The sequence below is a fragment of the Flavobacterium gillisiae genome, from assembly GCF_900107635.1.
GTDB classification, from domain to species: domain Bacteria; phylum Bacteroidota; class Bacteroidia; order Flavobacteriales; family Flavobacteriaceae; genus Flavobacterium; species Flavobacterium gillisiae.
The window spans coordinates 51,438-66,489 of the sequence record NZ_FNRD01000002.1; the positions used below are offsets into that span (position 1 = coordinate 51,438).

Consider the following 15,052-nt stretch of genomic DNA (forward strand, 5'->3'; position numbering starts at 1 on the left):
CCCTGGCTTCCTTGTAGTAAGAAAAGCGTTAGTAGGGTTAGTCGTTAAAAGTTGTGCTTTGTTACTCGGTTATGGTAAAAATTGTTACGCAGAGCTGCACAGAGGTCACACAGAGAGTCGCAAAAATTTTCTTTATTAGATTGCGAATGAAGGTTGTTACACAGAAACGCTTAGAGGCTACGAAGAGAAACTCAAAATTTTTTTACCATTAAGAAATTAAGGGAAATTAACAAAAACCTAGCGAATCTCTGTGTCAACTTTGTAGCTCTTTGCATAACAAAAAATTACTCAGAGATGTACAAAGTTCTTTTTAAAACCATTAAAAAATAAGCATATAAAACGCAACTCTTAATGAATCTAAATGCCTTAATGGTTAAAAATTTAAACTAAAACAGCACTTAAACTTATATGTTTCAAAAAGCTAAGTGCGAAATTCATTTAGTAATTCTGTAGCAACCACAATTTCCTAAAACTACTGTCCTTATCATAATCATTTGCTTGTTTTTCAATGTTAAAATAACGGTGTTTTCTTGGGTCGTTTCCTACTCCTGCCAAATACGCCCAATTTCCCCAGTTACTACATACATCATAATCTATTAACTGCGACTCAAAATAAGCTGCGCCAATGCGCCAGTCCATATTGAGTTCGTTACAAAAATAACTAGCCACATTTTGTCGGCCTCTATTGCTCATAAAACCAGTTTTTTTTAATTCAAGCATATTAGCATTGATAAACTCAGAAGGAGTTGTACCATTTATCCACTGAGAAAGCAACTTTTTATTCAGCGCTTTTGAATTTACTTTGTCGCTTTTTATACCAGAGTATAAGAAAAATTTAGTTTGGTATTTTTTGAACATAAATCGGAAAAAATCACGCCATAACAACTCAAAAACCAACCAATACGTAGAGTCGTTGGCCTCATTTTCGTTTTCGTACTTCTTTATTTCATGATAAATCGCTCTGGGCGAAATACATCCCAAAGCCAACCAAGCCGAAAATTTTGAAGAATAATCTTCCCCTACCATTCCGTTTCTAGTTTCCTTATATGCCGATACGCTTTTTGATTCAAAAAAATAATGATTTAATCGCTTCATCGCTTCTGTTTCACCTCCTTTAAACTGAATGGCTGCACGAGAGTCTATCGACGAAAAGCGCAAGTCTAACTCTTTTAAAGTAGGCAAAATAATTTCAGGAATCTCAGGAGACGTTATTGTAATTGGGGCTTTAAAAACAGCTCGAACGGTTGCATCTAGTTCCGTTTTTTTTCTAAATGTGGTAAAAACATCAGGAATATCTTTTATAGCAAACGGTAAATCTTCGGCGTGATACAAGGTACTAGTGCTAAATGTTTCCAGTTCACAACGCAACTTAAAAAGCGCTGTTTGAACTAAGTTTTCAGTTTGTTTTTCTTCAAAAGCTACTTCACGTTTGGCAAAAACTTTTAGAGCTCTATATTCTTCGACAATTTTAGGAATTTCAACTTCTGGTTTTCCTTTTAAAATGACAAGGCCAGAACCCATTTTACGTAAACTATTATCTAAATCTTGTAATGATTCTAATAAAAATTGAGCCCTATAATTTCCTATTTTTTTAAAACCATATTGGGTCGTTTCAAAATGGGCATCATCAAAACAATACACAGGTATAATTTCTTCGCTTTGAGCAATTGCTTTTATCAGTGCTTCATTATCATATAATCGTAAATCCGTTTTAAACCAAACTATCGCCGTTTTCATAATTCATTTATTTTTTTTAGATAATACTCCGCTTGTTCTAATAAGGCGACCTTGGCCTCTGGCTTCATTTTTCTCCAAACATTATACATCATTCCAATTCTTGGGTTTTTAGCTAATTTATCCTCATTTTTATCATAAAAATTCCAATACAGGCTATTAAAAGGACATGCTTTTTCGCCTGTTTTAATTTCTTTTCTATAAAAACAAGTACCGCAATAATGACTCATTTTATCAATATAAGATGCCGAACTCACATAGGGTTTCGTACCTACAATTCCACCATCAGCAAATTGACTCATGCCACGGGTATTTGTGATTTCAACCCATTCAATGGCGTCAATATAGATTCCGAGATACCAAGCGTCAATCTCGTCAGGATGAATTCCTGCCAAAAGCGCAAAATTACCAGTTATCATTAATCGCTGAATGTGATGCGCGTACGCAAAATTCAACGATTGATTTATAGCATCTTTTAAACAATTCATTTTAGTGTCGCCTGTCCAAAACCAATCTGGCAACTTTTCTTTATTGTTAAAAAAATTCATACTGGCATATTCGGGCATTTTTAGCCAATAAATCCCTCGCATGTATTCGCGCCAACCTATGATTTGTCGTACAAATCCTTCTAATTGATTAAACTCTATTTCGTCAGGTCTTTTATGCCATTCATGAATCGCTTTTTCAATAACCTCTTGTGGTGAAATCATCTTTAAATTCATAGAAAAGGAAAGTCGAGAATGATATAAAGACCACTCATTTGGCGTCATCGCATCTTGAAAACTACCAAATAATTGCAAGCATTCGACAAGAAAAAAATCTAATAATTGCAAAGATTGTTCTCGATTAATTGGCCAAACAAAATTTACAGCATCAATATTTCCGATGGTTTTAATATCTGTTGTATGGATTTCTTCAAGAACGATTGAAACATCATTACTAAAAACTAATGGCGGCGTAGGTTTGTGATTTTTGGGTAACTTTTTTCTGTTTTCACTGTCATAATTCCACTTGCCAGTTAATGGTTGATTGCCTTCCATTAAAACATCATGCTTTTTTCTGAGCATGCGATAAAAGTTTTCCATCACAAAGGTTTTCTTACCTTCAAAAAAATGTTCCAATTCGTTTCGAGAAGTAAAAAAGTGCTCCGAATCAATTACTGAACTTGAAATCTCGATTGATTTACAAAGTTCTTTTAAAACTACATCAACACGAAACTCATCTGGCAACTGGTATTCAAAATGGGTAAAATTATCTTTTGCAATCAGGCTTTGAATATTTTTTTCAAAGGATTGCAAATTGTCTTCATCATTCAAATACATATAGATCACCTGATGCTTATTCAGCTCTAATGCCTTGCTAAAACTACGCATTGCAGAAAAAATCCCAACTACTTTTTGAATATGGTGCGATGCATAATCGGTCTCGCTTCGAATTTCCATCATAACATAAGTCACTGAATTATCAGCAGCTTTAAACCAGGAATGATTGCTGTTTAGTTGATCGCCGAGAACTAATCGTAACGTTTTATTTGCCATCTTATCTGTTGGTTCTACATTTATCACTACAATATTTTACCTCATCCCAAACCTTTTCCCATTTTTTACGCCAAGAAAAAGGTCTTTGACAAACCAAACAGTTTTTAGTCGGTAAGTTTTGTTTTTTAATGTTTTTCATTTTCAAAATTGAGTCGGTTTCTTTTCCATTCTATTCCTACTGAAGAACCTTCGGCTATAAAAACAGCTACGGGTTTTGTAGCATTTAAAATCGAAAACGCATCACCATACATCGCTGTGAAATCGCAATCCATTTTATAATCTAACACTTGATTGACCAACCAAGAGGGATGTTGCAATTTGTATTCTTCCGTATTATTTTGGTCAATTTTAGTATAACCATAATAATGTTCGAATATAAATTTCTCTAAACTTTCACGTTTCATCGGCTTCGATTCGGTGGTTGCTTCTACATAAATGCTATTCCATTTTTTGTTTAAAAGCCATTCAAACTGTACTTTTTTACTTTTGGTTTCTGATGTGATTTCGTGTTTCGTAGGAACCACGGTATAATGCTCTTTATATAATTTATTCGCCATCCAAGCCACGATAGGATACGGAATGGTTTCATTGATAAAAACTACACCGCGTTTTACGATATTTCCCTCTTTTCGCACTACATAAAAGCGCAAATTGATTTCTTCAAAAGTTCCAAAATGCGGAATCGGAACGTTAAAAAGCTTGGTTTTCTTGAACATAAAACCCACCAAACTTATATAAGCTTTTCCGCGATATAAATCAAGCTCGACACCTTTGGGCAAGAACGGAATTAATATTGCGGGATCAATTTCATAATTTGCCATTATAATGTTTTCCCAGTTTGCTTTTAAAAAAAGTGTCATTATGATTTTGTTTTTTTAGTTCTTGGGTTTAGATCAGATTCCGAAGCAAGTTCGGAATGAGTGATTCGCACATTTTTGCTTTGCAAAATTGGCTTTCTACTCACGTGTTTTTTTAAAATTCTTTTTCCCTCCTCTTTCACTTCGTCTTTCTTACGGAAACTCCAAACAATGTCACTGGCATACTTTCTAGTTTCTTCAATATTGACAATTGGCTCCGGATAGTCTTTCCCTATTTCGCAGTTATAGAATTGTTGTTCTATGGGATTTAATTTCCATGGTTCATGGATTAAGCTAACTGGAATTTCCTCTAATTCAGGCAACCACTGTTTGATAAAAACGCCGTCAGGATCGTGATCTTCAGAGTTTTTTATGGGACTATAAATGCGAATGGTATTAATTCCAGTTGTTCCTGATTGCATTTGGATTTGCGGATAATGAATTCCGGGTTCGTAATCTAAAAATTGTCTTGCTAGAAAATGCAACTCGCGCCAATCTTGCCAAAGATTAAATGTAAAGAAAGAAACTACCATCGCGCGCATTCTAAAATTGATATAGCCCGTTGCAACCAGACATCGCATACAAGCATCAACAATAGGCACACCCGTTTTTCCTTCTTGCCACGCTTTTATATAAGTTTCATTCTTTGGCTTAACCAAAGTATCATAGGCTCTATTTACGTTTTCAAATTCCATGCGGCATTCATCTTCAAATTTTTGCATGAAATGGCAATGCCAATGCAATCTTGAAACAAAATTAAGAATCGCTCGTTTGTTTTTAGAATTCTCATAATGCTGATTCGTATATTGATAAATCATTCGCATACTGACATTTCCATACGCCAAATAAGGTGACAACCTACTACAACCTTTTCTACTCAAAGCCGGCTTAGAAATGTGCTTGCTGTAATTGACGTAACGCTCCTTTACAAAACTATCCAAGTAGCGCCAAGCGAGATTTTCACCTCCTTTTTGGAAGTTTTTATTCGGATTTGTAATGTCTTCAGAAAGCGAATTTCCCTTTATGGAACTATAAAACGCATCCTCTAGTTGAATTAAATTGAAATCTTGAACCGCACTCATTTTAGGCTCTGCGCGCATTACCTCTTCCCAGCGTTTATCCCAATGTTGTCTTGATTTTAATTTCCTGATTACACCATGCAACTGAGATTCTTTCCAAGCAATATTATTTATTTTGAAAAAAACCTCCATAGCGATATCCCGATCAAAAGTGATTTTGTTACCAATTTCTTGATGCGAGAACACCGTTTTTATATCGTAGTTTTTTACTAATTCTGAGAAAACAGTTTGAACTTCATTATGAAAATAATAGAAGGTTCTATTTATAGGATTGAGTTTGGTTTGCAAGTCCTGAATCGACTCATAAATAAACCGCCAATGACGTACATCTGCATCATCGTAATCCATAACTGTTGGTTCAAAACAATAAACAAATAGTAAAGGAAGCCCGGAATTTTGTGCAGCAAACAAGGCTTCGTTGTCTACAAATCGTAAATCACGCTTGAACCAAACAATATTTACACTAGTTTTACTCACAGTTTTTATTTTGTTGTTTAATCTTTTTAACACAAGGTTAAACAAATATACAAAACTTAATTTAAATAGAGAATGTTATCATAAATAGAAATAGCTTATGTAAAGTTATTTCACAGAGATGCGCGGAGCTATCACAGAGATACACAGAGATTTTTTTAAACCATTAAGAAATTAAGGGAAATTAAGAAAAACTTAGTGAATCTCTGTGCCAACTTTGTGACTCTTTGCGGAACAAAAATTAAGAAAAAACTTAGTGAAACTCTGTGCCAACTTTGTGACTCTTTGCGGAACAAAAAATTAAGAAAAAACTTAGTGAAACTCTGTGAAACCTATAACCATAAAAAAACCATTAAGTCATTCAGAACATTAAGCGTAACACTTAATGAATCTAAATTTCTTAATGGTTTGTAAAAATTAAACTGCTTGTTTGTTACAACCCTTATAAATTAAAATTGACTCCTAGAACTATGTTTCGTCCAATATTCGGGATTCCGTCATTTTTTAATCTTGACAAATGGGCTATGTATTTTTTGTCAAATAAATTATTTCCGTTAAGATTCACGTCAAAAACTGTTTTACCTAATTTTACTGTACCACCAAGGCCTAAATTCACTAAAGTGTACCCATTAGATTCGGTTTCAAAACCGCTTACATTTTGCTGATTAAAAGTAGTAGCAAAGTTCAAAGTAGCAAATCCAGTTTCAAACCAGTTCTTAATTTTGAATTCGGTTCTAATCGTATTATTCCAATTGTTCGCAGGAATTAGAGGTAAAAAGTCCCCATTCTGCTTCTTACCCGTCACGGTTTCAAAACTAGTTTCATAATGCAACCAGTCTAAAGGATGAGGGTGAAAATGTAACCCAATTTCTCCTCCGTAAAGCATAGCATTGTCTTGAATATAATTAAATACGTCATTACTATCCAATACCGCTCCTGTAGGCGAAGTATAAATATAGTTGTTGATATGATTGTAAAAACCATTTACAAAAAACTCAAAATGACTGTTGTTGTATTCTAAATTAATATCAGACTGTACATTTTGTTCCGTCTTCAAATCACTATTTCCTACTTCGTAGCGATTAGTTCCTTCATGAACGCCATTAGACGTCAATTCAGCTAGATTAGGAGCTCTAAATCCTGAAGCCAGGTTCAGCCTTAAAGTCAAATCATCAGCAAGATTTGTTTTGTACCCTAAGGAAGCATTAAAACTGTCAAATGATTTATCGACTGCTTTAAAATAGCCTTCTTCCCCTAAAGTTCCATGTTCCTCTGTCGTAATTTTTCTATTGTCAAAACGCAAACCTGCTTGTAACGCGCTGTTGTTATCCCATTCATAATTAACAGTCCCAAAAACACCAAAATCATTAGTAGTAGCATCTGGAATCAAATATTCTTCACCTGAATTAACATTAGTTTGATGCATTCCTTGAATTCCTAAAATTGATTCCAGTTTACCCATTTTAGGTAAATGATACTTGGCATCGTAATTAAACGTTTTCAACTTCATTTGTAAACCTGCTATGTCGCTATCCTCAAACTCAGAGCGATCATTAGCAACATACCCTAAATCAACATCTAGTTTTGAATCTTTTAAATAGATTATAGAGTTTAAACTCAACAGATGATTGAATACCCCTTGTCTAGGAAACGCTGTGTTTTTACTTGACGATTGCGCTGCAATACCATCCTCTGGAATTCCTAAATCCAGTTTGTTGTAATTGTATCGAAGAACAGAAGAAAAACTAGAATTACTATATCCTATTCCAGTTTTAAAATCCGTTTCATTATAACGAGTATTCGTCACGCGATCTCCTCCTGAAACTCTATAATCAGAATGCGTATTGTAACTACCTCTAGCGATAAATTTCCAGTTCTCAGTGGACGTTTTTAATCCAAGAGAGGAATTACTTCCTAATGTATTGGAAAACAACTTCTGACTAAAATTAGCTTTAAATGTATTCGCATCGGCAAATTTCTCTGGGTTAAAATACAAAACCCCACCCAGTGCATCTGAACCATATAACAGAGAAGCAGGACCTTTGATGACCTCAACACTTTCTACTCCAGCATCGTTTAATCCTAAACCGTGCTCGTCACCAAATTGTTGATTTTCCATTCGCACTCCTTGTGAATAGACTAAAACGCGGTTTCCACTTAATCCACGAATTACTGGTTTCCCTATCGAAGTTCCCGTTGAAACTTGAGAAACACCAGGAATAGTTGCTAAACCTTCTATTAAGGTTGCTGTTCCTTTTTGCTGTAATTCCTTGATAGTTTCATGTTCCACCTTCATCACATTTTGTGATTGTATTTTATTGAAAGCGGTAGAAACGATTACCTCATCCATTTGGAAAATAGTTTCTTCCAATATAACATCAAGTGTGTTTTCTTGCTGAAGCCCTTTAATTGTTTTATTTACAGTTGTAAACCCGACGAAAGTAAAAGTCAATTTTACATTTCCATTAGGAAGATTTGACAAACTGTACTTTCCGTTTTCATCTGTCGTAGTGCCTTTATGTAATTCTGGCGCATAAATGGAAACGCCTTTTATAGGTTGGCTTGTCATATTCGTTACTGTACCAGATACTGTACTTTGCGCATGAAGCAGCGCTGAAAACCCTAATAACAGGGTAATTATAATTTTTTTCATCAGAAGTGATTGTAGAGTATTCAAACAGAAATCTTAAAAAGAAAACTGCATTGAAATTATTTAATAAGTGAAACATCCCAACAAAACATAATATGGATTGGTTGGAAATAACTGTAATTTAAATAATAACTGAAGGCGGACCTCGAAGAGAATACAAACTGCCAGGAAACGAAATAAAGGCTTTTCCCTTCTCAAAGAAATAGGGCGTTTGTTTGTAATTGGTCTGCAGTGAATAAGCAAATACTTCTGGAGAAACATAAGACCCAAAAGTAAAATGACACACTTTACAATCATCAAAATTATGATGCTGATGTGTTATTTCAGGTTCACCATGACTGTATTTATGATGACACTCTGTTGAAGAAAATTGCTTAATAAAATGCTCATAGGTATGAAGTGACTGAAACAGTATTGAAAACAATACTGTCAGTGCCAAAGAGAGACTAATTATAAGTTGCTTCTTTTTCATACGCTCCAAAGGTAGGAAATCTAAAAAAAAGAAAACCATCTGTTTTAACAAAACTGATAGAATGTTAAAACAGATGGTTTAAAATAAAATTATAAATCAGTTACACCAGTTTAGCAGCAACTAGATATTCAGCAATTTGAATTGTATTTGTCGCAGCTCCTTTTCTTAAATTATCAGCTACAATCCACATATTTAATGTGTTTGCCTGGCTTTCGTCGCGACGAATTCTACCCACGAAAACATCATCTTTTCCTTGCGCGTACATTGGCATCGGATAGGTATAAGTGTCATTGTTATCTTGAACTACTACTCCATCAGTGTGATGTAAAATATTTTGAATATCTGAAACCACAAAATCATTCGAAAACTCCACATTTACTGCTTCACTATGTCCACCTACGATTGGCACACGCACAGCAGTTGCAGTAACTGCAATCGTTCTGTCATCTAATATTTTTTGAGTCTCACGAACCAATTTCATTTCTTCCTTAGTATATCCATTTTCTTCGAATGAATCACATTGTGGAATTGCATTTCTATGAATTGGATATTTGTATGCCATTTCACCTTGAACTCCTGCATATTCATTTTCTAGCTGTTGTACGGCCTTAACTCCTGTTCCAGTAATAGATTGATAAGTAGAAACGATCACACGCTTGATGTTGTATTTTTTATGCAAAGGGGCTAAAACCAATACCATCTGAATTGTAGAACAATTTGGGTTAGCTATAATTTTATCTTCTTTAGTTAATGAAGAAGCATTGATTTCAGGAACAATCAATTTTTTAGTTGGATCCATTCTCCATGCTGAAGAGTTGTCGATAACGGTTGTTCCAGCAGCAGCAAACTTTGGAGCCCACTCTAAAGAAGTTTCTCCTCCAGCAGAAAACAAAGCAATGTCTGCTTTCATATCTACTGCGGTTTGCATCCCTACAACACTATAGTTTTTACCATTAAAGGCAATTTCTTTACCCACTGATCTTTCTGAAGCAACAAGAATTAATTCATCAGCAGTCGATAAAAAATTTCTTTCTGCTAATACTTGTAACATAACCTCTCCAACCATACCGGTTGCACCTACAACTGCTATTTTCATTTCTATATTTTTATAATTGAATATTAAATTTGAGTTACAAAAGTAAGTAATATTAAAACCAAAACAAGACGCTTCACAAAAAATAACAAAATGTTACAATTGTAACAATAAAGAAAAACCATCCGTTTTGCGGATGGTTAAGTTGAACATATAGTATAGCGGTCTTCTTATTTTTTTAGTAAATCTCTAATTTGAGTAAGTAATTCTTCTTGAGTTGGTCCCGCTGGAGCAGCTACTGCAGCAACAACTTCCTCTTTTTTCTTTGCTTTTTCAGCAGCTCTTAATATTACAAATACAAAGAAAGCAATAATAATAAAATTAATTGTAGCTTGTACTAGGTTACCGTAAGTGATTACAGCAGCTCCAGCTTCTTTCGCTGCATCGAGATCAACATAACTATTTCCGTCAAGTGTAATGAATTTAGTTGTAAAATCAACACCTCCAGTTATCAAACCTACAACTGGCATAATTACATCATCCACTACTGAACTGATAATTTTACCAAATGCCCCAGCAATAACAACTGCAGTTGCTAAACTTAACACGTCACCTTTCATTAAAGAGGCTTTAAAGTCACTTAAGAATCCCATATTTTTTTTTTAATTAAAATTTATATAAATCTAAATTAATAAATATTTAACATAATTTAACATTTTATCGATAAACGACACAAAATTATCGATAAAAAACTCTTTTTACACGTTGCGAAATACTCGTTAGCACTTCATAAGGTATTGTATTAAGCTTTTTTGCAATATGAGTAACGGTTGGGCTTTCGCCAAAAATTATAACCGAATCTCCTTCCGTGCAATTAATTTCCGTAACATCGACCATCAACATATCCATACAGATACTCCCTAAAATCTTTGCTTTTCTATCTTTTATGGTTACAAATCCCACGCCATTCCCCCAGCCTCTAGAAATCCCGTCTGCATAGCCAATGGGAATTGTTGCAACCTTTGTAGGCTTCTCTGCCATAAACTTTCGGCCATAGCCAACGCTCTCACCAGCAGAAATAGCTCTAATTTGGGAAATAACAGATTTCAAAGTACCCACATTTTCCAAATATTTTTGTTCTGCAGAATCATTCGACACTCCATAAAGTCCTATTCCTAAACGAACCATATTAAATTGAGAGTCCGGATAATTACTTATCCCAGAAGTATTCAAAATATGACGAATCGGGTTTACGTCCAATTCCTCCATGATTTTGGAGGACATTCTATCAAATAAATTAATTTGGGAAAGTGTAAAATCACGATGCTTCAAATCATCACTTGTGGCAAGATGTGACAAAATACTTCGTATCTGCACGGTATTATTCCCTTTCAAAGTAGCTATTAACTCTTCTATTGAGTCTTCCTCAAAACCAAGTCGATGCATCCCTGTATCCAGCTTGATATGAATAGGAAAGTGATGCAAGTTCTTTTCTTTTGCAATTTTCAAAAAGGCATAAAGTCCTTTTAGGCAATATATTTCAGGCTCTAATTGATATTGTATAATTGCCGAGAAACTCGTGTTCTCTGGGTTAAGAACCATAATTGGCAATTGAATACCGCCGTTCTTCAGTGAAATACCTTCATCGGCGAAAGCCACTCCCAGGTAATCCACTTTGTGGTGTTCAAGTAATTTAGCAATCTCCAGTCCTCCATTCCCATAACCAAATGCCTTTACCATAACCATGATTTTTACATTTGGCTTCAGTTTAGATTTAAAGAAATTTAAGTTATAACTGATTGCATTCAAGTTAATTTCAAGAACGGTCTCATGAGTTTTTTCTTCGAGTAGATACACTATTTCTTCAAACTGAAATGACCTTGCCCCTTTTATCAAAATGGTTTCATTCGCAAAATCAAGACTTTCAAAATTAGAGATAAATTCAGCCGTATTACTGAACGTAATGCAATTGACGAACTTATCTTTGAATGCCGAGATGGTTTCTCCAATGCCTATAACCCTACTTACGTTATTAGAAACAATCAATTGCGAAACCTTAGAATACAGCTCCTCATTCGATAATCCGCTTTGAAAAATATCCGACAGAATAACCGTTTTCTTTTGGAACTGCGTTTGACTTTCCAGAAAATCCAATGCAATCTTCAATGACTGAAAATCAGAACTATAACTATCATCGATAAGACTACAATTATTGATTCCGGTCTTTACTTTTAATCGCATTTCCACAGGAAACAGCAATAGCATCCTAGATTGAATCGTCTCAATATCATAATCGAAATATAACAATGCCATTAAACAAGAAATCGCATTTTCTATAGAAGCCGTATCTTGAAATGGAATTTTCAACTTATAAGAACTTCCTTTGTATTTGTAATATAATATCGTGTTTTGATCTTCTACCTCTTTTTTATACACAAAGACATCAGCTTCTCCTCTTCTAAAACTCCAGCTAAATGTTTTTATTTCTGGAAAAATATATTTGTCTACAAGATCCCTTTTTTGATAGATTATAATTTCAGCATCTTTAAAAAGAACTAATTTTTCTTTAACTTTTTGATCTAAATCAAGAAAACCCTCGTCATGCGAAGAACCTATATTTGTTAGAATGCCTATTGTAGGCTTAATTACTTTTTCTAATTTTTCCATTTCATCAATGGTAGAAATTCCTGCTTCAAAAACACCTAGATTGTGCTTTTCATTAATCGCAAATATTGACAAAGGGACACCCACCTGAGAATTGTAACTCTTTGGACTGCGAATAACATTAAAGTCAGGACTTAGCAGGAAGTTGAGCCATTCCTTTACTATCGTTTTACCATTACTTCCGGTTAAACCAATAACGGGAAAATGAAAACGACTGCGATAGTAAGCCGCAAATTGCTGCAATGCGTCCAAAGTATTTTCTACAATCAGAAAATTAGCCTTATCTGCACATCCTTCTGGAATATGCAAAACCACAAAGTTCTGCACTCCCGTTGCTATCAAATCTTTAATATAGGTATGTGCATCATTATTGGGACCAACCAATGCAAAGAATAAAGTATTTGCGCTATTTTGCAACGATCGACTATCTATAGACACCGTGTCAACGACTGCTACTTCAGTATTGCCAACGGTTCTTGCCTTAAGAATAGGAACTATGTTTTTAATAAGTATGCTCATTTTTATAGATTGCGGTTAACGCAGATTTTATTTATACTTGGGTAACAAACAATATATTTCTATAGGACCAAACGAGCCCAAAAACATAGTTGTCATTTAGAATGTCCCCAAAAATAACACTTCTTTTCAAAGTTACGGCAACGCAACATAATTAAAAAGCCAGAAATGATTTTGACTTTTGTATAAATCACAACTGATTTAAAGTGACTTTTTTACTATATTCCTTATATTTGTTTTGATAATTAATTGCAGTACTCTTGAAAAAAATCCTTCCGTTATTTTCTTATATTTTCCATCCGGTGTTTATTCCGGTATACGCTACGCTATTTTACCTTTTTTCAAATAATTCCTTTTTTATAAACCAAGAAAAATATTTTGTACTACTTCAGGTACTAATTATCACGGTTGTGGTTCCACTATTGTTTTTCCTTCTTTTGAGAGCAACCGGTAAAATTAGTTCTATGATGGTTCCGTTATTATCAGAACGGAAAATACCACTTGTGATTCAATCTTTTTTGCTTATCCTTTTGGTTCGAAAAAGCATTACCATTGACCGTTATCCAGAATTGCACTTTTTCCTTTTAGGAGCTCTATTGAGCACCTTAATTGCGATGATGTTATTGTTTGTTAGAACAAAAGCGAGTCTTCATATGATGGGCATAAGCGCTTTGACTGTTTTTGTTTTTGGGCTAAGCCTACATTTTCAAACACAAAATATTTTTGCTATCACCTTCCTCACTCTTATGAACGGATTTGTGGCTTCATCTCGTTTAGTAATGAAAGCCCATACTTTTAAGGAACTAATTATCGGCCTTTTTTTAGGAACTATTCCGCAAATACTGTTGTTGTACTTGTGGCTATAAGATATAAAAAATAACCCCAATATTAAGCGACCTCATATTTATCTTTTCTCCATCTATTTCTGCAGTCTTAAAAATAGAATTTAATCCATAATAGCCATATACATTAATTGTATTATAACCGGCTGAAAGATACAGACCGTATAACAATTTATTAAGGTCCTTGTTGTTCGTGATTACCACTTTACTTAGGTCATCAGTGAATATAGATTTATTGTAAAGTACATAGCTTAATTTCACCCCGCCATAAATTCTCCAAAATTTATAACTCTCATATGTAGATGTTCTCCACCTAAATTCGATGGGTAGATCAACTAATAATTGCGTGAATTTATTTTTATTATAATTTGTATCTCCATCAATAACAGTATAAACAGGCATTTGGCCAGTTCCCGTTATAGCAAGGTTTTGAATGTAATTGTTGTATGTGAAACCCAACCCCACCGCTATTGCATTTGTACGGTCTTTATTTATTGGCATATCTCTAAGAAAACCGGCCGATAAACCTGTTGAGAACTTACTTTGCGACACCCCTGCTGGTTTCTGTTGTAATGTATTGTACGTAAACCCAAAATAAAATTGATCTTCTCTATATAAGGAATCCACCTTTATTTCCGCACTATCCTTACTCAGCTCTATTTCTTGAGAAAAAATAGCAGAAACCGACAGTACAAGAAAGAGACTAAAAATGATTCGCATAGTATTATTTTGGTTGAATGATTGTTTCATGGCAGTCTTAACTAGAATTTTCGAATGGGTCCTTTTCTATTATTATACAAATATAGGATTTTGAAGGGTTCTTGATGCGTATTGTTTTCAAAAAACAACTTGAGGTATGTCTTCCAAATAATAAAGATAACCATCGTGAAAAGCTCCACTAAAAAAAGCAGCAGGGCTGTGTCTTTTTGTAAAAAGAAAAGGATTTCCTCTGGCGTTCCCTAAATAGAGATTCTTATAAATACATGCTTGCATTTTAAGTCTAAGAGTTTTTTTCCCTGATCCAAACAAAAAGGTTTGTCATGCTATTAAACAAAAAATGCTTCCGTTTCAGGAAGCATTCATTTTTTTGCAGAGAGGATGGGATTCGAACCCACGATGCAGTTACCCACATACTAGCTTTCCAGGCTAGCTCCTTCAACCACTCGGACACCTCTCTATTTATTTAAGGTCTG

At 34.4% G+C, this 15,052-nt stretch carries 12 protein-coding genes and 1 tRNA gene; 1 reads left to right on the forward strand and 12 read right to left on the reverse strand.

Going from position 1 to position 15,052, the window contains the following annotated elements; genetic code table 11:
* Positions 1-438 precede the first annotated feature (438 nt).
* The 10 genes from BLV35_RS03760 to BLV35_RS03805 form a co-directional block, all read right to left on the reverse strand.
* Positions 439-1,737, reverse strand: coding sequence for a DASH family cryptochrome (locus BLV35_RS03760; RefSeq protein ID WP_176980565.1), 1,299 nt, complete (start codon positions 1,735-1,737; stop codon positions 439-441).
* On the reverse strand, positions 1,734-3,272 hold the full coding sequence (locus BLV35_RS03765) for a cryptochrome/photolyase family protein (protein WP_176980566.1): 1,539 nt from the start codon (positions 3,270-3,272) through the stop codon (positions 1,734-1,736). Before BLV35_RS03765 ends, BLV35_RS03760 begins: the two co-directional genes overlap by 4 nt.
* Position 3,273: 1 nt before the next feature.
* The gene (locus BLV35_RS03770; protein ID WP_091084996.1) at positions 3,274-3,411 is read right to left on the reverse strand and encodes a DUF2256 domain-containing protein; all 138 of its coding nucleotides are present in this window, start codon (positions 3,409-3,411) and stop codon (positions 3,274-3,276) included.
* A complete protein-coding gene (locus tag BLV35_RS03775) occupies positions 3,398-4,132 on the reverse strand; it encodes a YqjF family protein (protein WP_091084999.1) in 735 nt (244 codons plus the stop codon). Before BLV35_RS03775 ends, BLV35_RS03770 begins: the two co-directional genes overlap by 14 nt.
* A complete protein-coding gene (locus BLV35_RS03780) occupies positions 4,132-5,685 on the reverse strand; it encodes a cryptochrome/deoxyribodipyrimidine photo-lyase family protein (RefSeq protein ID WP_245712005.1) in 1,554 nt (517 codons plus the stop codon). Before BLV35_RS03780 ends, BLV35_RS03775 begins: the two co-directional genes overlap by 1 nt.
* A 439-nt stretch (positions 5,686-6,124) precedes the next feature.
* Entirely contained in the window at positions 6,125-8,335 is a 2,211-nt protein-coding gene (locus tag BLV35_RS03785) for a TonB-dependent receptor (RefSeq protein ID WP_091085001.1), read from the reverse strand.
* Positions 8,336-8,453: 118 nt separating this feature from the next.
* Positions 8,454-8,804, reverse strand: a complete 351-nt coding sequence (locus BLV35_RS03790; protein WP_091085768.1) for a hypothetical protein — start codon at positions 8,802-8,804, stop codon at positions 8,454-8,456.
* Positions 8,805-8,904: 100 nt separating this feature from the next.
* Positions 8,905-9,900: an aspartate-semialdehyde dehydrogenase gene (locus BLV35_RS03795; protein WP_091085004.1), complete on the reverse strand. Its 996-nt coding sequence runs from the start codon at positions 9,898-9,900 to the stop codon at positions 8,905-8,907.
* A 167-nt stretch (positions 9,901-10,067) separates the two neighbouring features.
* On the reverse strand, positions 10,068-10,490 hold the full coding sequence (gene mscL, locus BLV35_RS03800; RefSeq protein WP_091085006.1) for a large conductance mechanosensitive channel protein MscL: 423 nt from the start codon (positions 10,488-10,490) through the stop codon (positions 10,068-10,070).
* An 85-nt stretch (positions 10,491-10,575) separates the two neighbouring features.
* A complete protein-coding gene (locus BLV35_RS03805) occupies positions 10,576-13,020 on the reverse strand; it encodes a bifunctional UDP-N-acetylmuramoyl-tripeptide:D-alanyl-D-alanine ligase/alanine racemase (protein ID WP_091085009.1) in 2,445 nt (814 codons plus the stop codon).
* A 257-nt stretch (positions 13,021-13,277) separates the two neighbouring features.
* Between BLV35_RS03805 and BLV35_RS03810 the strand changes: the two genes are divergently transcribed.
* Entirely contained in the window at positions 13,278-13,883 is a 606-nt protein-coding gene (locus BLV35_RS03810) for a hypothetical protein (protein ID WP_091085012.1), read from the forward strand.
* Here BLV35_RS03810 and BLV35_RS03815 read toward each other — a convergent pair.
* Both BLV35_RS03815 and BLV35_RS03820 read right to left on the reverse strand, forming a co-directional pair.
* The gene (locus BLV35_RS03815) at positions 13,878-14,579 is read right to left on the reverse strand and encodes a porin family protein (protein WP_245712006.1); all 702 of its coding nucleotides are present in this window, start codon (positions 14,577-14,579) and stop codon (positions 13,878-13,880) included. The genes BLV35_RS03810 and BLV35_RS03815 overlap by 6 nt on opposite strands.
* Before the next feature lie 370 nt (positions 14,580-14,949).
* Positions 14,950-15,036, reverse strand: a tRNA-Ser gene (locus tag BLV35_RS03820).
* Between the last annotated feature and the right edge of the window lie 16 nt (positions 15,037-15,052).